Here is an 18,550-nt window from a genome sequence, read left to right on the forward strand (position 1 = left end):
CTTATGGATTACATGCTCGCTTTGCTCTCATGCATATTGAGGCTCTTCTTGTTCGTCTGCTTCTTATTCGTCTAGCTTTTATTCCAAGTTCTGCACATAAGAGCCACTTATGGATTACATGCTCGCTTCGCTCTCATGCATATTGAGGCTCTTCTTGTTCGTCTGCTTCTTGTTCGTCTAGCTTTTATTCCAAGTTCTGCACATAAGAGCCACTTATGGATTACATGCTCGCTTTGCTCTCATGCATATTGAGGCTCTAATTCAGCAAAAGATGCTTCATAAGAGCCTCAACAAAACACCCCTTCCAACGCATTGAACACGTCAGAAGGGGTGCTAATTGTATATCTTATATCACTTACTTGTCGATAATTCGTGTAACACGGAAAGCTCTTTCTCAAGCGTGCTCAATAAACTCTTGCCTTCCGCTCTATCAATCAAACCCAACCTCACCGCAAAATTTATCTCTCGCGACAAGCCGTACATTTGGGTATCCAATACTTCTTCATAGGCCGGACATTGAGGTAAAGTTAAATTATCCATCTGCACTTTAATTAACTGCAAAATTCTTTTCGCGTCTTCTTTAAGAAGAGTAATTGCCTCTTCTCTGTGATCTATTTGTTTATCTGTCATCACAGAACCCCCCATTCAACACACACTCGTATGCGCTTAATCAATCTATTATATCGAAAGCATAATTTTGCAAATTTTATCCTCTTTAGTATAGCATATTTTTTTTGCCATGTAACCTGATATCCTAACATTTTTTAAGAAAAGGATCTCGTTGACAGCTCGTATAAAAAAAAGGTAAAGCACAAGCTCAGTGGTATGGACAAATAAATGATAACCTTATCAAAAAACTGGAAACGGCGATAGAACGATCGGATGAATGAAACTAGCGTAATTAGCACGTATACCAGGACTAGCGCAAACCCAATACCGAATGCCCAGTAAAAACTATCGAACCAAAATACTGCTCGTCGAACAAATATTAATGCTAAAAAAGCACCAACTGATGCCAATAAAGTACACACCATTTCTTTATGCCCCGCTTTTTTCTCTAATACCATTTCTTTAACCTCCGCTAAATTGCCATTGTTTATCTTTTATTTTTTTCATGCTATAATAAAATTACGAGGTGAGCGCAGTGAAAGCACAATGCATTTTATGTGAAACAATAGATGAACTAGATGATAAGAAATTTAAAACGAAACAACTTCGCAATAAGCCGATTCGAATGTATCTTTGCCCAGACTGTGAAGGGCGTATCGCTGACAAAACAGTGGCTCGAATCAATTCTGGCAAGTTCGAATTCCATAAACCAAAAACAAAAAGCTTTATCGAAAAACCCGCTAGCATCAAATAGCGGGTTTTTTCGTTGCCCTCAAGCGTGATTGTGTGCTCACACATACTTAGTGCTTGCAGGCTTTTGTTTCTAAACTAATCATTCGCCAGATCCACCGGGGTTGGGTAATGCTATTCTCGCTCGGATTTTATTCTGTAATCCTAAAATCTAAATCGATAGCTTTCGCGGTTTTCGTTGGTAATGCTTTTTCCGCAAAGTCATTTGGATTTGGCACGGCTAGCTTGGTTAGATGCACAAGCGTGTAGTAATTCTGTTTGTTGAGCATGTATGTGATTGCACCTTCTCGTTTTGATTTCGCTGGGAAGATGTTATGCGCTGATGGGCTACCAGATAATTGATAGGCTGTTGGTACGAAATTCTCTAAGCTAGCGCCTTTGGAAATGCCACCACCATTAATTTGGATGCGTTCTGCCAAATAGTTAATGTTACTTGCAGATGTATTTTCAATGATTACATCTGCTGTCACCACGAAACCGTCTCGGTTCGCTAAATACGATTCCGGGCTATATGGATCCATTTTTTTATTTGCTCCTGTCACACTTTCCAACTTGTATTGCTTTACAGTTACTTTTAACGGGCCAAAATCAGCTGTTTCAGGCGTTGTATTCAAATATACGAGCGACACTGTTCCACCTGTTTTCGGCGCTACTGCGGATTGTTTAAAGCCCTCTGCACTTAAAGAAAAGTTAACTGCTTTTGGCGTTACAGCTTCTGCTGGTTTTTTTGTAGTATCTTTTTTAGGTGTTTCTGTCGCTTGATCAGGAGTTGTAGCTTCTGCCTCTTTCTCCTGCGTGTCCTCTGCTGTTGGTACATCTTCTTTTGTTGTTACTTCTTTATCTTGTTTTGCTTCTGTTTTATCTTTTGCTTCTTCGCTGGAATTCACATCTTGTTTTGCTGTCTCTGCTTTTTTCGTCTCCTGCTTTTCCTCTGTTTTCGTTGCTTGTTCCCCTGATTCAGAGCTTTTCGAATCCTCCCCTGAGCCACAAGCTGCCAGTCCAAAAACCAATACACTCATTGTGCCTACCATCAGTAATTTCTTCATGTAAATCCCTCCTTCTTTTACGTTTCCCTGTGTATTAACTATACCAAACAAAGAGACATATTACAATCATGTTACAAAAATATTTATCTTTGCGAATTTTTCAGCAACTAAAAAAGCCGCCCAATAAAGGACGACTTTCTAAAAAATTTATTCTGATACTTTTGTACGTTTCGCAGCTTTTTCACGTTCGTTTTTGTTCAAAATTTTCTTACGCAAACGAATGTTTTCAGGTGTGATTTCGCAATACTCGTCATCGTTTAGGAATTCTAATGATTCTTCTAGTGTCAATGTACGAGGTTTTTTGATCACGTTTGTTTGGTCTTTATTTGCTGAGCGAATATTTGTCATTTGTTTCGCTTTTACAATATTTACTGCGATATCGCCTTCACGATTATTCTCGCCGACAATCATGCCTTCATAAATATCTGTACCTGGCTCTACAAAGATAGTACCGCGATCTTCTACTTGCATTGTTCCGTAAGTAGTTGATTTACCAGTTTCCATCGATACAAGAACACCTCGGCTACGTCCACCAACACGTCCCTTTTGCATTGGTTGGTAAGAATCGAATGTGTGGTTTAAGATTCCATAACCACGAGTCATCGATAGGAATTCTGTTGTATAACCAATAAGTCCACGTGATGGTACTAAGAAAATCAAGCGTACTTGACCTGAACCGTCATTGACCATATCAGCCATTTCACCTTTACGTAAACCAATAGATTCCATGATGCTACCAACATATTCTTCAGGAGTATCAATTTGTACGCGCTCCATTGGCTCACACTTCACGCCATCAATTTCGCGGATGATAACTTCTGGTTTAGATACTTGGATTTCGTAACCTTGACGACGCATGTTCTCGATTAAAATAGAGAGATGCAACTCACCACGACCAGACACAATCCAAGCGTCAGGTGAAGCAGTTGGGTCGATACGCAAACTTACATCTGTTTGTAGCTCAGATAGCAAACGCTCTTCAATTTTACGGCTTGTTACGTGTTTACCTTCGCGACCTGCGAACGGACTATTGTTCGTTACGAAAGTCATTTGCAAAGTAGGTTCGTCAATACGCAAAATTGGTAATGCTTCTTGGTGATCGTCTGGTGTTACAGTTTCCCCAACGAAGATATCTTCCATTCCAGAAACGGCAACGAGATCGCCAGCTTTTGCTTGTGTAATTTCGATACGTTTTAGTCCAAGGAAACCGAACATTTTCGTTACACGGAATTTCTTCACGGTGCCATCTAATTTCATCAAGGCTACCGATTGACCAACTTCCATCGTTCCACGGAAGATACGACCAATACCGATACGACCAACGTAGTCATTGTAATCAAGTAAAGAAACTTGGAATTGCAATGGCTCATCACTGTTATCCACAGGTGCTGGTACATTATTAATGATAAGATCAAAAATTGGGTCCATTGTTTCTTCTTGATCTTCTACTTTATCGCTTAATGAGCTTGTTCCATTAACCGCCGCAGCGTATACAACCGGGAACTCCAATTGATCCTCATCTGCACCAAGTTCAATGAATAATTCTAAAACTTCATCTACAACTTCTGCAGGACGCGCGGATGGACGGTCAATTTTATTAACAACAACAAGTGGTGTTAAATGTTGCTCTAACGCTTTTTTCAATACGAAGCGCGTTTGTGGCATTGTACCTTCATAGGCATCAACGACTAAGACAACACCGTCAACCATTTTCATAATACGTTCTACTTCCCCACCAAAATCGGCATGTCCAGGAGTATCTAAAATATTAATATGCACACCGTTATGATTGATGGCAGTATTTTTTGCTAAAATTGTGATACCGCGCTCTTTTTCAATCGCATTACTATCCATCGCACGTTCAGCTACTTGCTCATGATCATTGAATGTTCCTGACTTACGCAAAAGCTGATCCACCAAAGTTGTTTTACCATGGTCAACGTGGGCAATAATGGCTACGTTACGAATATCTTCTCTTAATTTCAAAATGTTTCCTCCTAATATTAAATTACCTTCCGGAAGCTGGCGTCTCAAAGTACGCTCAGCTACTCAAAAATGGCCTAACTAAAGTCAAGCGCTCTTTATATATGGTAATACGACTTAGCTACCAGAGCCAAAAGAAAGAGGAAAATTGGCTTATTTTCCCCGTTTCTGGATCGTTTAGTTTTAATCAACTTTCCAATTATAGCACATTTGCTCGGGTTTAGCACGATTTTTATTCCATAAAATGAAATTTAACGAACGTTTCAAGCTTCCAAACATTTAACGACCATAATCCCGCAGAATCTCTGCATGAACGCCAGGGCTCGCAACAAAAGAGTCACCTTTTTCTGTGATAATCATCTCAGAACCATCAACCCTTGTCACAACGGCGCCTACTTCTTCTGCAATAATTTTTCCAGCGCCAATATCCCACGGTGATAGGTTCGCACTCACATAAGCATCTGCTCGACCAGTTGCAACCGCCATGTATTCGAGTGTTGCCGCACCATATAATCGTAACCCGCGAGCCTTTTGAATCACAGGAAGCATATGTGGGAATTTCCGTACCGATGCTGAATTAATAATCACGAGGGCATCTTCTAATCTTTTATCCACCGCGAGTTTCGGAATTTCTACATCATTCACAAATGCGCCCTCTCCACGCTTAGCGAAGTAAAATTCACCACCAACGATATCATATATATAAGCAAGCTCCCCGACACCATTCTGATAGATGCCAAGTGAAATAGCAAAATTCCGTTTCTGTTCAACAAAATTCACCGTACCATCAATCGGATCCAGCACCCAAACAATGCCTTCTAAACTCGTAATTTCTACGCCATAGCCTTCTTCACCTAGTAAGCGATGTTCCGGGAAATAAGCCTCAATTTTTTCAGCAAAATAACGTTCTGTTGCTTTGTCTACATTCGTCACTAAATCATTGCGATCCGATTTTGACTCAACTTCAACATTAGACTGCTCAAGTGCCATAAAAATCCGATTACCCGCTTCTTCCAGCCATTCTCGCGCTAGTTGATCTATTTTCTCTAGTACCACCTTCGCACCACTCCTTCTTTTGTTTTTCCTAGCTTATCATAATTTCAAGCTAAATACAGCCTCAAAGTTCTATTTTACGTTATAATGAACTATATGAAAGTGAGGAATTTTAATGACTTTTACAAAAAAAGATTTTAAAGCGATGCAAACGCCTGGGCTTGAAGAACGGATGGAGGCAATCCAAACACAGATTCAGCCAAAATTTCGCGAAATTGGTGAGAGCCTCGCAACTTATTTAAGTGCCAAAACTGGAACCGACATGTTTCTACATATTGCGCGTCACGCTCGTCGTTCGGTAAACCCACCTGATAGTACTTGGCTTGCAGTAGCTAACAGCAAACGTGGCTACAAAAAACACCCGCATTTCCAAGTTGGGATTTGGGATGATTATGTTTTTATCTGGCTTGCCTACATATACGAAACAGAAAACCGCCAAATAGTCGTGCATAATTTCCTAGAAAACCTTAGCCAATTAGAGAAATTACCTGTAAACTTCTCAATTTCACCAGATCATACAGAAAAACCAACGAGCCCTATTCAAAATACAGATTTAAAAAAAGTTTTAGAGCGATTCCGTGACGTAAAAAAGGGCGAATTTATGGTTGGCCGTATTTTCAAACCCGGTGATAGTGCTTTGAAAAATGATGCTACGTTTACAAATGAACTCGAGAAAACGATAGACTTGTTGTTGCCATTCTATGCTATGAGTTTTGAAATGCAAGAAATTTAAACGATAGGATGTACAAAACCGCTAAATCTCTGTATAATGGTGAGGTTGTGATTATTTGAGAAAAAGGAGTTGAGCACCATGAAAACGAGTATCGCGCCAAGCGAACCAGATCCGTATCAGAGGTCATACAGGGATTCAAGTCATGGCTTGCAACAGCACTCCATATGGCCGAATCCTTAGAAAAGGAGGAATACGCCTATGCATCAAATTTTCAAATCGAATGAAGCTGGTAAATTAGAAGAATTAGAGAAACCTGAACGTAATTGCTGGATTAATATCGTGGCGCCATCATCGGAAGAAATTAATCAAATTGCCGATCAGTATGGGATTCCACTTGAATTTCTTGAAGATCCACTGGATAAAGATGAAAGTGCACGGATCGAGCGAGATGACGATACGGAAGCGGTCTTAATTATTTGTGACTTTCCGATTGTCGATGAGGATGATATTCACTATGCTTCGTTTGAAACCATTCCGCTTGGGATGATTATGACGAAGGATTATTTTATCACGATTTGTACGATTGATTCATCGATTATCCAGTCCTTCATTAAAAATCGGATAAAGGGCTTTTTTACACACATGAAAACGCGCTTTGCACTGCAGATACTGTATATGATTTCCACTCAATTCCTCCGTCATTTGAAACGGATGAGCCGCCAAACGGATGATATTGAAAAAGAACTACATGAATCAATGAAAAATAAACAACTCTATGATTTAATGGGGATTGAAAAAAGTTTGGTTTACTTCTTGACTGCCCTCAAATCAAACAAACTAGTGCTCGATAAAATGATGCGTCAACATATCGTGAAGATGTACGAGGAAGACCAAGATTTACTAGAAGATGTTATTATTGAGAACCGACAAGGGATTGAAATGGCGGAAGTTCACTCAAACATCTTGAGCGGGATGATGGATGCCTATGCCTCCATTATTTCAAACAACATGAATATCGTAATGAAATTTTTGACGTCGTTTACTATCATTTTGACGATACCAACAATGGTGTTTAGTTTTTATGGAATGAACGTTGATTTGCCTCTATCTCAAGCACCATTGGCTTGGATCCTAGTCATCTGTATCTCGTTTGGAATCGCTGGGATACTCGGATTTGTCTTTTGGAAACGGAAATTTTTCTAACTTTAAACCACTTTCTATTACAGGAGGTGGTTTTCTTATGTAAAAAGCGGGAAAACCTGTAGCAAAGAGGTGAAAAGTAATGAATGCTAAATTTATGATCATTCCAGTCGTTTTTAGTACGCTACTTCTTGCAAGCTGTGGTGGTTCTTACTCCTCAAACAGTTCGGATAGCACAAATTCTTACGGCAGCAATAATAATAGCTATGGCAGTTCTGCAAACGATAGCAACAAAAACGACATGCGTAGTGATTCAAAACCGACGATACTGACGCAAAAAGATGTTTTGAAAACGGTAAAATCAAAAATCAACTCAGATATTGTGGTGATGCTTCCAAAAGATATTCCCCTTTCATCTGATAGTCACTTTTTAAGCGCAAAAACAAGCGATTCTCCGGATGCCTACCAAGTTATTTTTTACGAAACAAAAACACCTATTTCGGTGAATAGTAACGATTTGAAAGATGTATCTAAAGCCACAGCCATTGCTACTGTTTCCGGTAAAAGCTACATGACAGAGCAAGAAGCAGCGGACGCGACTGGTCATATGGATAACGTCAATACAGGCGTGAATGGCGTAGATCTTGGCTCAAATATTACTGGGTATGCTGATGCTGGCGCCGGTTCAACTTTCCTCAACTGGGCGGAAGGTCGTTGGAGTATGAGCGTGCGCAACACGACAAGCGCAGACCAGCAAGATTCCGTTAATCTCGCAAAAAAAGTAGTGACTATGCTTGAAAAAGAAACACTTCCTGCTCCGCATCAAGTTGGGGGTATGAAGCTAGAAGCCGCGCCAAATAAGGCTGAAGGCAATATCATTAGCTGGCAAAACGACAAAACAGATTATACAGTTAGTAATTTCGCAGACCCGCTAGATGGCGTGAAGATTACCACAAGTTTTACTAAATAAAAATAAGCGGCGACTCCAGCTTTTGAAGTCACCGCTTATTTTATTCTTTCCCTACTTCTTCTAAAATCAGTTTTTCCAATTCTTCCGGTGAAATATGTTCATCAAAAATATGTTCTCCAATAATCACAGTTGGCACAAGACGGATATTTGCAGCATTTGCTTCTGCAATAATTTTCGCCGCCTGTTCCTTATTATCTTGCTCCGAAAGTCCAAGCTCATCTTCTGCAAAATTGGCAACTTCTTCGTGCGTCAAAGAGCCCCAAAGATCCTGTCTGGCATACACCTCATCTAAAACTTCAAGCGTTTGCTCTGGCGCTGCGTAATCTAAATAATGATGTATAATATTACCGCGTTGCAATGACTCTTTCTCTTTATCAAATGGCTTAACAATAAGCTCAATCCGCCCTGAATCCAAATAACGACTGATTACATCACGTGATTTTTCATGCCACTCACGGCAAAATGGACAACGCACATTCACAAATGAAATCACTTTCACTGGTGCATCGCTCTTCCCAATATGAATCCCTGCCTCTGTTCCTACATTACCTGCAATAATTTCACTAATATCCATCTAAAATTTCCTCCTTATGGTTGCATTTTGATTTTACTTGTCGTCGCATTCTTCACGAGTTGCATGACACGATAGGGTGAATAACCGCTTGCCTTCTCAAACTCTTTGCCTAGGCTTTTTTCTTCACCGATGGAGCGTACGACTTGCTTAAAATCACTATATTTCGCTTTTATTTCTGACGCATCGATACCTACTTCATAGGCTTTCTCAACGGCTTGATAAAAGTTAATAACTGTCGCCATTTCTTCTTTGGACCAATCTAAATTTATCGGATAACTATATTCCATGTTTCGTCCCCCCTTCATTTGGCAAACCTGCTTGTACAGCATTTTGTAATGATTTTACAGTTACTGCTAGCCGTTTTTGCTCAGAATCAGAAAGTGTTAAAGGAACAATCGTCTTCACACCAGATGCGGCAATGACAGCTGGAACACTAATAAATCCTGATGTCATTCCGAACTTATCTTGCACGTGAACGCCTACCGTCAAAATCATTCCTTCATCCTCTAAAATAATTCTTGTCAGTTCTACTAAAGCAAGCGCAATGCTGCAATCAAACAAACGGCCCTCAGCTAACGGCTCCTTAGGTAACTCTTGCATCTGTTTCACGATGGGCTCTAACTTCTCAAAAGAATAGCGATCCGGATCGTCCATAATGTAGCTCAAAATTGGTCGGCCTCCAATAAAAGCCCTACTCCAAGCTGGAACACCATTTTCCAGCGTACTTCCAATCATATAAGCATGGACATTTTTTGCGTTAACTTGAAAATAGCGACCCAATTCCGATTGCAGAAAAGCTGTATCAAGCATCGTTCCTAGCGCAATGATTTTTTCCGAAGCAAGACCTGAAAATTTCATAATCCAATGCGCCACCACTTCACTCTGCGGCGTTGCAACTAGACAAATACCCTGAAATCCCGTCTCCATCCACCGATTGACGAATCTCCGAACAACCGATGAAGCTTGTTGCGGATTTTCAGCGTCCAGAAAAGGATCATGTGCAAAGATAATCATGGTAGCATTCCGACATTCTGCAAAACTACCCGAAGTAAGTCCCGTTTTAGGTCTAAAATAAGCACCGTACATCATGTCTCTCAGGGATTGCACCTTCTTATCTGCAATCAGACAAACCTCCGCATTTAGCTGTCGATTTATCACCGCAAAAGCATAACTTGTGCTTATCTTATTATTTCCGATAACCGCAATCCTCTTCTGTTCTACTGCCAAACCCGCCTCACGCTCCCTTTTTCTGATGTCCTACTTCATTTTATCATGAAAGCGGCAAGCTTAAAAATAATGTGATTATAAAAAACGCCAACTCTACTCCCGCAGAATCAGCGCCAAAACTATTCATCTTCGCTTTCTAAGGCAAGACGTTTATTTTTTCGAATATAATGTGTTGCAATACAGAAAAACGTTGGTAGAACATAACTCACGATACATAGTAAAATGATTTCTATAACAGATTTTTGGATAGTTCCACTCGTCAGCTTGATAAAACCAGTAATTGGTGTTTCTAAAATTTGTATCACGGATTTTATCCCACCAGTATCATGCATATGATGGAAAAATCCGATGATAAAAGCGATAATCGTTAGTACAAAACAAATTCCTGATATGATATAAGCCAACCACAATAGACCTCGTTTCCATGTCCCCATTTTTTCACCCATCTCTCCTTGTATTTTGTGTGTTTACCTTGGTATCATTTTACCCCTTTTATTATGTAAAATCACACAAAGACAATTTTAGTGAAGAAATCGACTGTTTTCGTGTGTCTCCAAGTAGTCTTGTTTCAAGAAATAAGTCGCTACACAGAAAAACGCTGGCATCAAATAGCTGATAATAATTGCTAAAAGCATCGACCAAACTGGATTTGTCATATGAATAGTAAACATAGCAGGATCAGTTACCGGACTTGCTAAAATACGAAGGACTGCTCTCCAACTATCGGTTTCATGCATGTGAATAATAAAGCCATGAACGATATTAACAACAAAACCTAGAAAGAAAATCGCGGAGAAGCCATAAACGATACCAAAAATAATTTTTTCTATCTGCTTTTTCATTTTTACACCTGGATTCTTTTAATTTATATATTTATCATACTACTTTGTTTTTAATTTCACAATACTTTAGTCCATAGGTAAGACGCTATCCGGAATGTTCCCCAGATAGCGTCATTTTTATTACATGTGGATTGGGCGTCCTAATGCTAGTTCTGCAGCTTCCATTGTCAACTCACCTAAAGATGGGTGAGCATGGATTGTAAGCGCGATGTCTTCTGCTGTTACGCCTGTTTCGATTGCAAGTCCGATTTCAGAGATAATATCGGATGCATTCATTCCTGCAACTTGCGCACCGAGGATAAGGCCGTCTTCTTTACGTGTTACAAGACGTACAAAACCTTCTGGAGCGTCAAGAGATAGGGCACGGCCATTACCACCAAATGGGAATTTAGCAGCTTTTACGTCAAATCCTTTTTCTTTTGCTTCTTTTTCTGTTAAACCAACTGTTGCTAGCTCGGGATCACTGAAAACGACTGCTGGTAATGCTGTATAATCATTTTCAGCAGTTTCTCCCGCAATTGCTTCAGCAGCAATTTTTGCTTCATAGCTTGCTTTATGGGCAAGTGGAACGCCGGGAACAATATCACCAATCGCGAAAACGTTAGAAATATTTGTGCGACCTTGTTTATCTACTTCAATCAAGCCACGTTCGCTTAATTTAACGCCTAGTTGTTCTAAGCCAATATCGTCTGTATTTGGACGACGACCTACTGTTACTAGTACATAGTCAGCTTCAATAGTTTTTGTTTCGCCACCAGCTTCATACGTTACTTTTACACCGTTTTCTGTTTCTTCGGCAGATTTTGCAAGTGCTTTTGTTACGATTTCTACGCCTTTACCTTTAAGGTTACGTTTTACAAGAGAAATCATATCTTTTTCATACGTTGGCAAGATTTCTGGTCCGCCTTCAAGAATTGTCAGCTCTGTACCAAGGTTGGCAAATGCGCCACCAAGTTCTGTACCGATATAACCACCGCCGATTACGACAAGTTTTTTTGGAACTTCTGTAAGAGCTAGCGCACCTGTTGAACTAAGAACGCGTTTACCGAATTTAAAACCTGGAATCTCAATTGGGCGAGAACCAGTAGCGATAATTACGTTGTTGAATGTGTAAGTTTGCGCTGATTCAGGGTGGATAACACGTAGGGAATGCTCATCAACAAAGAAAGCTTCTCCTTCTAACATTTCCACTTTGTTCTTTTTAAGCAAACCTTTCACGCCTGTTGTTAATTTGCTAACGACAGAGCCTTTCCATTCTTGCGCTTTTGTGAAATCTAGGTTTACGTTATCTGCTGTGATACCCATATTATCGGAATGTTTCGCTTCAGCAAAACGGTGACCAACTGTGATCAATGCTTTGGAAGGGATACAGCCAACGTTTAAACAAACGCCGCCGTAATGTTCTTTCTCGATAATCGTTACTTTTTGTCCTAATTGTGCTGCGCGAATTGCTGCAACATATCCGCCGGGTCCTGCACCAATGACGATGGTGTCTCTTTCTTCTGGAAAATCGCCTACTACCATTTTTTACGCCTCCATTAGTAAAAGTTCTGGGTCATTTAATAACCGCTTGATATTGTTCATAGCCTTTTGAGCTGTTGCGCCGTCGATTACGCGGTGATCGAAGCTTAGCGATAGAGCAAGTACAGGTGCCGCTACGATTTCACCATCTTTAACGATTGCTTTTTCAGCAATACGACCTACACCTAAAATCGCAACCTCAGGGTAGTTGATAACTGGTGTGAACCATTGTCCGCCAGCAGATCCAATATTAGAGATTGTAGAAGAACCATGACGCATTTCTTCTCCTGTTAATTTGCCGTCGCGTGCTTTTGTAGCCAATTCGTTAATTTCATTGGAGATTGCGAAAATCGATTTTTTGTCAGCGTCTTTGATAACTGGTACGTAAAGACCGTGATCTGTGTCAGCTGCAATACCGATATTGAAATAGTGTTTATATACTAGTTCGTCCGTTGCATCATCGAGTGTTGTATTTAAGACTGGGAACTCACGCAACGTGTTTACTAGCGCTTTTACCATATAAGGTAGGAATGTGAGTTTGATACCTTTTTCAGCTGCTACATCTTTGAAACGTTTACGATGAACCATCAAAGCAGATACTTCGATTTCATCCATTAACGTTACATGTGGTGCAGTATGTTTTGAGTTAACCATTGCTTTTGCAATAGCTTTACGTGTTGGTGTTAATTTCTCGCGTGATTCTGGGTATGTTCCACCGCTAACAACTGGCGCTACTTTTGTTGCCGGTTTTGCTGTTGTAGTTTCTTGTGTAGCCGCCACTGGAGCCGCTTCATTTGTCGCTACTGCTACAGTATCACCATTTAGGAATGCATCAACATCTGCGCTAAGAACGCGGTTGTTTTTGCCTGAACCTGCAACTTGACGAAGGTCTACACCTTTTTCACGTGCATATTTACGAACAGATGGCATAGCGATAACAAGACCATTTGAATCTTTTTGTGATGATGGTGTACCGTTTCCACCTGATACCGGTGCTTTTGCTGCGTCATTGTTTGAAAGTTTCGCAGTGTCCGCCGGTGCTTCTGGGGTAGATGAGTGATCTGCTGTTGCCTCACCTTCAAAATCACCCTCGAATGTGATTAACACTTGACCAACTGTTGCTACTACGCCTTCACCAACTAGAATTTCTTTTACAGTTCCCGCTACAGGAGATGTAATTTCTTCAACAGATTTGTCGTTTTGTACTTCAAAAATAGTCGCGTCTTCCTCGATTTGATCGCCTGGTTTTACGAACCATTTCACGATTTCGCCTTCATGAATTCCTTCACCAATGTCTGGCAATTTGAATTCGTAAATGCCTTTGCCACCTGCCGGTGCCGGAGTTGCTGCAGGTGTTGTGGCCGGTGCTGCTGGCGCTTCTTCTGCATCATTTTCGTGACCTTCAACACCGTCAAATGTGATTAGAACTTGCCCAACTGTTGCTACTACGCCTTCACCAACTAGAATTTCTTTTACAGTTCCAGTTACGGGAGATGTAATTTCTTCAACGGATTTGTCATTTTGTACTTCAAAAAGAGATGCATCTTCTTCAATTTTATCGCCTGGTTTGACGAACCATTTGACGATTTCTCCTTCATGTATACCTTCACCAATATCCGGTAATTTAAATGAATATGCCATTTTTTAAAAGCCTCCTGTTTTGTTGAAGCTCTTAGGAAATGTACTTTATTTCCCTAGAGCCTCAATATGCATGAGAGCAAGGCGAGCATGTAATCCATGTGCTCCGCTCTTCATGTTTGGTATCTTCGAATTCAGATTCACCAGCTAACTCCTCGAAAACTTCACGCCCTCCACAAAAACCAAGTACAGGTTTTTCTTGCGATCGCTCCAGTTTTTTTCGGAGCTAGACGGGCTGGTTCAGCTTTTCTAATTTAGAAAGCAAGTACTTCTTTCACACACTCAACAATATCGTTATGGTTTGGTAACCAAACTGTTTCTGCTTGTGCAAATGGGAAAATGCTGTCTGGTGCTGTTACACGCATCACTGGTGCTTCTAATGAAAGGATAGCACGATCATTAATTTCAGCAATAACATTAGCAGCAATTCCTGCTTGTTTTTGCGCTTCTTGAACGACTACTACGCGATTTGTTTTCTTAACGGAAGCAATGATTGTGTCGATATCCAACGGGCTGATTGTACGAAGGTCAATAACTTCAACAGATACGCCTTCTTTTTCTAGTTCTTCTGCTGCTTTCACAGATTCTTGAACCATTGCACCATATGTGATAACAGAAACGTCTGTTCCTTCACGGCGAACAGCTGCTTTACCAATTTCAATCGTGTACTCACCTTCTGGAACTTCTTGACGGAATGAGCGGTATAATTTCATGTGCTCCAAGAAAATAACTGGATCGTTATCACGGATGGCCGAAATTAAAAGACCTTTTGCATCATATGGAGTTGATGGAATAACTACTTTTAGACCTGGTGATTGTGCCATTAAGCCTTCTAAATTATCCGCGTGAAGCTCTGGAGTATGAACCCCACCACCAAATGGCGCGCGAATTGTGATTGGAGCAGTACGCGTACCACCCGTACGGTAACGCATACGTGCCATTTGACCAGACACAGAATCCATTACTTCAAAAACGAAACCAAAGAACTGAATTTCAGGGACTGGACGGAATCCTTCAAGGGCAAGACCAATTGCCAAGCCACCGATACCTGATTCTGCAAGTGGCGTATCGAATACACGATCTTCGCCAAATTCTGCTTGAAGACCTTCAGTAGCACGGAAAACCCCACCGTTATTACCTACATCTTCACCGAAAACTAAAACGTTCTCGTCATTTCTTAGTTCTACTGCAAGCGCATCTGTAATCGCTTGAATCATTGTTTTTTGCGCCATGATTATTTCGACTCCTTCGCTTCAAAAATTGCCAGTTGCTCTTTGATTGGAGCAGTTGGTGTTTCGTACATATTTTTAAGAAGGTCTGATACTTTTTGTTTTGGTGTAGCGTCAGCTTCTTTGATAGATGTTTTGATTTCTTCTTTTGCTTGCTCGATTACTGCGTTTTCCTTCTCTTCATTCCATAGTCCTTTTGCTTCTAGGAAAGTACGGAAACGAACGATTGGATCTTTTAATTCCCATTCGCCATCAAGCTCTTTCGTACGGTAACGAGTTGGATCATCACCTGAAAGTGTATGTGGTCCATAACGATAAGTCATTGTTTCGATTAGAGTTGGACCATCACCTGCAACTGCACGATCACGCGCAAATTTTGTTACCGCATAAACTGCTAGTGGATCCATGCCGTCTACTTGAACGCCTGGGATACCTGCTGCAACAGATTTTTGAGCCAATGTTACGGCTGCCGATTGTTTTTCACGCGGTGTTGAGATAGCGAACATGTTATTTTGAACAACAAAGATTGCTGGAGCTTTATAAGCACCTGCGAAGTTCATACCTTCATAGAAATCACCTTGTGAAGATCCGCCATCACCTGTATATGTGATAACAACTGCATCTTTTTTACGCTTCTTAAGTCCCAAAGCAACACCAGCTGCTTGAACGATTTGTGCACCGATGATGATTTGTGGCGAAAGAACGTTTAAGTCGTCTGCAAATTGGTTTCCGACAAAATGTCCACGTGAAAATAGGAACGCTTTTGTTAATGGAAGACCATGCCAAATCATTTGTGGCACATCACGGTAACCAGGAAGCACGTAATCTTCTTTTGTTAAAGCATAGTGACTTGCAAGTTGTGAAGCTTCTTGCCCAGCTGTTGGCGCGTAGAAACCTAAGCGACCTTGGCGGTTTAAGGAAATCGAACGTTGGTCAAGAACACGTGTCCAAACCATGCGTGTCATTAATTCTACCAGTTGCTCGTCTGTTAAATCAGGCATCAAGTCAGGATTAACAACCTCTCCTTTTTCATTTAAAATTTGGACCAATTCAAATTGATCGGCAACAGCTTGAAACTGTGCTTGTACATCTACTACAGTCTTCTTTGTTTTAGAAGCCATCGTGTAATCTCTTCCCTTCTGGTTTGAAATATTTTAAGAATTGAATGCGCAAACATTAGTTATTCTTTTCACTACGTATAATGTAGCAAAAGTTCCGCTTGTCAGGCAAGCAATACAATGTATGGTTCACTTCTCAATTTTCCTAACTGGATTCATGTATCATTCGGCAAAATGAAAAACTGCTACTAGCGAAATCTATCTATCTTGTTGCTTATTCCCAGCTTTCACAACTGAAAACATGATTTTGGGATGAGTTTGTGAAAAAGATACGAAATACCTTCCTATTCACAAATTCATCTCACTTGCCCAGATTTAGACTTTGCTGTTACATTTTTTTAATGCCTTAATATTAATACACCAATCTTCTTCTTTAATTTACACCATCTGACCACTTTCGTCAACAGCTTAAGCTTACTTTGTTTTTATCGCAATACCAAGGTTTTACGCCCAAACATTCGCTTTCAAAAACTGTATTAGGAATTGTATTTCTAAGATAAAACTGTTATATAATAAAGCAAAGATGGCTTAGGCTTCATCTTTAGAATTTTATTTAAAAGAGCTTTATATTGTTTGCGAACTCACAAACAAATGTATTTGTATAACAGATCGACATATCGAACAATACAATGCTTGTCATTTTTAACGTTCGTCTTTTTAAGTGCTTATATTTTAACATAAAAGTTATTTCCTTCCTAACATTTACCCTTTTGAATATGAGCTAAAAGTAAAATTCATTCACAATGAGAGCTTTTTTTGATAAAATGGAGATAAGTTTATAAGAACAGGAGAGAAAATAATGCTTACAATGGATGATATTGTCCGTGAAGGAGATCCTGTTTTGCGCACTGTCGCAGAGCCTGTCACTTTCCCACTATCGGATGAAGATAAGAAAACTGGTCAAGAAATGTTGCAGTTCCTCATTAACAGTCAAGATCCCGACATCGCTGAGGAGCATGAACTGCGGGGCGGGGTTGGTATCGCTGCTCCACAAATCGCCGTTTCTAAACGTTTGATTGCAATTCATGTTCATGACGATAATGATCGTTTATACAGTTATATTTTATACAACCCGAAAATTCGTAGCCATTCCGTAGAAAATGCTTGTTTAGGTGGCGGTGAAGGTTGCCTATCTGTTGATCGCGAGGTTCCTGGTTTTGTTGTGCGCCATGCGCGTGTGACATTAGAAGCTTTTGATATCGATGGAAAGCCCTTGAAATTACGTTTGAAGGGTTATCCCGCAATTGTCGTTCAGCATGAGATTGATCATTTGAATGGAATTATGTTTTATGATCATATCAATAAAGAGAACCCATCGTATCTGCCACCTGATGTTATTGTTTATGAGTAGAAGAGATACGAAAAGCAATCTGAGCACTGAATTAGGCTCGGATTGCTTTTTTGGTGGCTTTATTTTCAAAAAAATAGTACATCACAATTTTTGAAAGGTGATAATGAGCTTGTATCGTCTAATTTTACTGATGTGGTCAACTTAAACACACCTAGCGACTATACAGTAACTTTGCAGATCATTAATAGAGCTTGTATTCCGACAATTACATTACAGGTGACAGTGCACGTTGTTACTGTAACCCCACCATTATCTGATAAACCTCTGTTTGTTTGATTTAATATAGCTCTTGAATATCGTATTGATTTGGTCCAGTACTGGATTTCACGCACATGAGCAACAAAATCATGGCCTGTCCAACTGCTGGAATCAGACCAATGAGCACAAACCAACCAGTTAAATTCATATCATGCAATCTACGCACAATTAATGTAATACAGGGCAAAATAATTGCAATTTGATATAGCACGAGTAAGACGTTTCCAACTGCTACGACAATAATCCCAACAGTGCTATCAAATCCTAATAAATCAAAAATATCACCCAGTTTCGTTGTTCCTGTTAAAATGCTCATAATGGCGATATGCCATAGCATAACATACCAGAATTCCCATCTGACAGATCTCCCCTTGAGCTCTGTGTAATTCAGCCAAAATAATTTGTATGCAAAGAATAAATTCATTGTTCTCCTCCTATTGATGTAAACTCCCATTATACATAAAAATCGTTCTGAATGGAACTAATTTTAAGCAATTACATGTTCTGCGTTTTTTTTCAAGCTTCCTACGCATTTTTCTGGTAAAATAAAAGTGCAGAAAGAAGGTGT

At 40.1% G+C, this 18,550-nt stretch carries 20 protein-coding genes; 6 read left to right on the plus strand and 14 right to left on the minus strand.

Going from position 1 to position 18,550, the window contains the following annotated elements:
• Positions 1-351: 351 nt before the first annotated feature.
• The gene (locus tag R8925_RS09815; protein ID WP_430535698.1) at positions 352-630 is read right to left on the minus strand and encodes an Fpa/YlaN family protein; all 279 of its coding nucleotides are present in this window, start codon (positions 628-630) and stop codon (positions 352-354) included.
• Between the two features lie 514 nt (positions 631-1,144).
• On the opposite strand from R8925_RS09815, the gene R8925_RS09820 reads away from it, so the two are divergent.
• Positions 1,145-1,363: a YlaI family protein gene (locus tag R8925_RS09820; RefSeq protein WP_430535699.1), complete on the plus strand. Its 219-nt coding sequence runs from the start codon at positions 1,145-1,147 to the stop codon at positions 1,361-1,363.
• Between the two features lie 127 nt (positions 1,364-1,490).
• Here R8925_RS09820 and R8925_RS09825 read toward each other — a convergent pair whose 3' ends face one another.
• From R8925_RS09825 to R8925_RS09835, 3 genes are all read right to left on the minus strand, one after another.
• Positions 1,491-2,405, minus strand: coding sequence for a DUF5068 domain-containing protein (locus R8925_RS09825; protein ID WP_430535700.1), 915 nt, complete (start codon positions 2,403-2,405; stop codon positions 1,491-1,493).
• A gap of 147 nt (positions 2,406-2,552) precedes the next feature.
• Positions 2,553-4,391 carry a translational GTPase TypA gene (typA, locus tag R8925_RS09830; protein ID WP_430535701.1) on the minus strand — a complete coding sequence of 613 codons (1,839 nt, stop codon included), beginning with the start codon at positions 4,389-4,391 and terminating at the stop codon, positions 2,553-2,555.
• Positions 4,392-4,667: 276 nt separating this feature from the next.
• Entirely contained in the window at positions 4,668-5,444 is a 777-nt protein-coding gene (locus tag R8925_RS09835; RefSeq protein ID WP_430535702.1) for an inositol monophosphatase family protein, read from the minus strand.
• A 112-nt stretch (positions 5,445-5,556) separates the two neighbouring features.
• Here R8925_RS09835 and R8925_RS09840 point away from each other — a divergent pair, with 112 nt between their 5' ends.
• The 3 genes from R8925_RS09840 to R8925_RS09850 all read left to right on the plus strand — a co-directional run bounded on the left by R8925_RS09840 (position 5,557) and on the right by R8925_RS09850 (position 8,224).
• The gene (locus R8925_RS09840; protein ID WP_430535703.1) at positions 5,557-6,174 is read left to right on the plus strand and encodes a YktB family protein; all 618 of its coding nucleotides are present in this window, start codon (positions 5,557-5,559) and stop codon (positions 6,172-6,174) included.
• A gap of 198 nt (positions 6,175-6,372) precedes the next feature.
• The gene (locus R8925_RS09845; RefSeq protein ID WP_036070040.1) at positions 6,373-7,317 is read left to right on the plus strand and encodes a magnesium transporter CorA family protein; all 945 of its coding nucleotides are present in this window, start codon (positions 6,373-6,375) and stop codon (positions 7,315-7,317) included.
• Between the two features lie 79 nt (positions 7,318-7,396).
• Positions 7,397-8,224: a hypothetical protein gene (locus tag R8925_RS09850; RefSeq protein ID WP_430535704.1), complete on the plus strand. Its 828-nt coding sequence runs from the start codon at positions 7,397-7,399 to the stop codon at positions 8,222-8,224.
• Positions 8,225-8,264: 40 nt separating this feature from the next.
• Here the strand turns inward: R8925_RS09850 and R8925_RS09855 are convergent, their stop codons facing one another.
• The 9 genes from R8925_RS09855 to pdhA form a co-directional block, all read right to left on the minus strand.
• A complete protein-coding gene (locus R8925_RS09855; RefSeq protein WP_036070038.1) occupies positions 8,265-8,798 on the minus strand; it encodes a DsbA family protein in 534 nt (177 codons plus the stop codon).
• Between the two features lie 14 nt (positions 8,799-8,812).
• Positions 8,813-9,085, minus strand: a complete 273-nt coding sequence (locus tag R8925_RS09860; RefSeq protein ID WP_430535705.1) for a UPF0223 family protein — start codon at positions 9,083-9,085, stop codon at positions 8,813-8,815.
• Positions 9,075-10,025 carry a Rossmann-fold NAD(P)-binding domain-containing protein gene (locus R8925_RS09865; RefSeq protein ID WP_430535706.1) on the minus strand — a complete coding sequence of 317 codons (951 nt, stop codon included), beginning with the start codon at positions 10,023-10,025 and terminating at the stop codon, positions 9,075-9,077. The genes R8925_RS09860 and R8925_RS09865 overlap by 11 nt, the downstream gene beginning before the upstream one ends.
• Before the next feature lie 119 nt (positions 10,026-10,144).
• Positions 10,145-10,471 carry a hypothetical protein gene (locus R8925_RS09870; protein ID WP_430535707.1) on the minus strand — a complete coding sequence of 109 codons (327 nt, stop codon included), beginning with the start codon at positions 10,469-10,471 and terminating at the stop codon, positions 10,145-10,147.
• Positions 10,472-10,546: 75 nt separating this feature from the next.
• On the minus strand, positions 10,547-10,867 hold the full coding sequence (locus R8925_RS09875) for a hypothetical protein (RefSeq protein WP_430535708.1): 321 nt from the start codon (positions 10,865-10,867) through the stop codon (positions 10,547-10,549).
• Between the two features lie 120 nt (positions 10,868-10,987).
• On the minus strand, positions 10,988-12,391 hold the full coding sequence (gene lpdA, locus R8925_RS09880) for a dihydrolipoyl dehydrogenase (RefSeq protein ID WP_430535709.1): 1,404 nt from the start codon (positions 12,389-12,391) through the stop codon (positions 10,988-10,990).
• Positions 12,392-12,394: 3 nt separating this feature from the next.
• On the minus strand, positions 12,395-14,029 hold the full coding sequence (locus tag R8925_RS09885; protein ID WP_430535710.1) for a dihydrolipoyllysine-residue acetyltransferase: 1,635 nt from the start codon (positions 14,027-14,029) through the stop codon (positions 12,395-12,397).
• Between the two features lie 251 nt (positions 14,030-14,280).
• The gene (locus R8925_RS09890; RefSeq protein ID WP_430535711.1) at positions 14,281-15,258 is read right to left on the minus strand and encodes an alpha-ketoacid dehydrogenase subunit beta; all 978 of its coding nucleotides are present in this window, start codon (positions 15,256-15,258) and stop codon (positions 14,281-14,283) included.
• Positions 15,259-15,260: 2 nt separating this feature from the next.
• Positions 15,261-16,376, minus strand: coding sequence for a pyruvate dehydrogenase (acetyl-transferring) E1 component subunit alpha (pdhA, locus tag R8925_RS09895; RefSeq protein WP_133620089.1), 1,116 nt, complete (start codon positions 16,374-16,376; stop codon positions 15,261-15,263).
• Between the two features lie 796 nt (positions 16,377-17,172).
• Here pdhA and def point away from each other — a divergent pair.
• Both def and R8925_RS09905 read left to right on the plus strand, forming a co-directional pair.
• Entirely contained in the window at positions 17,173-17,724 is a 552-nt protein-coding gene (def, locus tag R8925_RS09900) for a peptide deformylase (RefSeq protein WP_430535712.1), read from the plus strand.
• A 90-nt stretch (positions 17,725-17,814) separates the two neighbouring features.
• Positions 17,815-18,000 (plus strand): hypothetical protein, encoded by a 186-nt coding sequence (locus R8925_RS09905; RefSeq protein WP_430539432.1) that lies wholly within the window; start codon positions 17,815-17,817, stop codon positions 17,998-18,000.
• Position 18,001: 1 nt separating this feature from the next.
• Here the strand turns inward: R8925_RS09905 and R8925_RS09910 are convergent, their stop codons facing one another.
• Positions 18,002-18,406 (minus strand): DUF805 domain-containing protein, encoded by a 405-nt coding sequence (locus R8925_RS09910; protein ID WP_430535713.1) that lies wholly within the window; start codon positions 18,404-18,406, stop codon positions 18,002-18,004.
• Positions 18,407-18,550 lie beyond the last annotated feature (144 nt).

Origin of the sequence: Listeria rocourtiae subsp. hofi (assembly GCF_963575615.1) — a bacterium.
In the GTDB taxonomy this organism is placed as follows: Bacteria; Bacillota; Bacilli; order Lactobacillales; family Listeriaceae; genus Listeria_A; species Listeria_A hofi.

Excerpts from the sequence above, each read along its gene's own strand:
- R8925_RS09845 (WP_036070040.1), top strand. The coding sequence starts at position 6,373 with ATGCATCAAATTTTCAAATCGAATGAAGCTGGTAAATTAGAAGAATTA.
- lpdA (WP_430535709.1), bottom strand. The coding sequence starts at position 12,391 with ATGGTAGTAGGCGATTTTCCAGAAGAAAGAGACACCATCGTCATTGGT.
- R8925_RS09855 (WP_036070038.1), bottom strand. The coding sequence starts at position 8,798 with ATGGATATTAGTGAAATTATTGCAGGTAATGTAGGAACAGAGGCAGGG.
- R8925_RS09825 (WP_430535700.1), bottom strand. The coding sequence starts at position 2,405 with ATGAAGAAATTACTGATGGTAGGCACAATGAGTGTATTGGTTTTTGGA.
- R8925_RS09890 (WP_430535711.1), bottom strand. The coding sequence starts at position 15,258 with ATGGCGCAAAAAACAATGATTCAAGCGATTACAGATGCGCTTGCAGTA.
- R8925_RS09910 (WP_430535713.1), bottom strand. The coding sequence starts at position 18,406 with ATGAATTTATTCTTTGCATACAAATTATTTTGGCTGAATTACACAGAG.
- R8925_RS09840 (WP_430535703.1), top strand. The coding sequence starts at position 5,557 with ATGACTTTTACAAAAAAAGATTTTAAAGCGATGCAAACGCCTGGGCTT.
- R8925_RS09850 (WP_430535704.1), top strand. The coding sequence starts at position 7,397 with ATGAATGCTAAATTTATGATCATTCCAGTCGTTTTTAGTACGCTACTT.
- R8925_RS09870 (WP_430535707.1), bottom strand. The coding sequence starts at position 10,471 with ATGGGTGAAAAAATGGGGACATGGAAACGAGGTCTATTGTGGTTGGCT.
- R8925_RS09815 (WP_430535698.1), bottom strand. The coding sequence starts at position 630 with ATGACAGATAAACAAATAGATCACAGAGAAGAGGCAATTACTCTTCTT.
- R8925_RS09885 (WP_430535710.1), bottom strand. The coding sequence starts at position 14,029 with ATGGCATATTCATTTAAATTACCGGATATTGGTGAAGGTATACATGAA.
- pdhA (WP_133620089.1), bottom strand. The coding sequence starts at position 16,376 with ATGGCTTCTAAAACAAAGAAGACTGTAGTAGATGTACAAGCACAGTTT.
- R8925_RS09875 (WP_430535708.1), bottom strand. The coding sequence starts at position 10,867 with ATGAAAAAGCAGATAGAAAAAATTATTTTTGGTATCGTTTATGGCTTC.
- R8925_RS09860 (WP_430535705.1), bottom strand. The coding sequence starts at position 9,085 with ATGGAATATAGTTATCCGATAAATTTAGATTGGTCCAAAGAAGAAATG.
- def (WP_430535712.1), top strand. The coding sequence starts at position 17,173 with ATGCTTACAATGGATGATATTGTCCGTGAAGGAGATCCTGTTTTGCGC.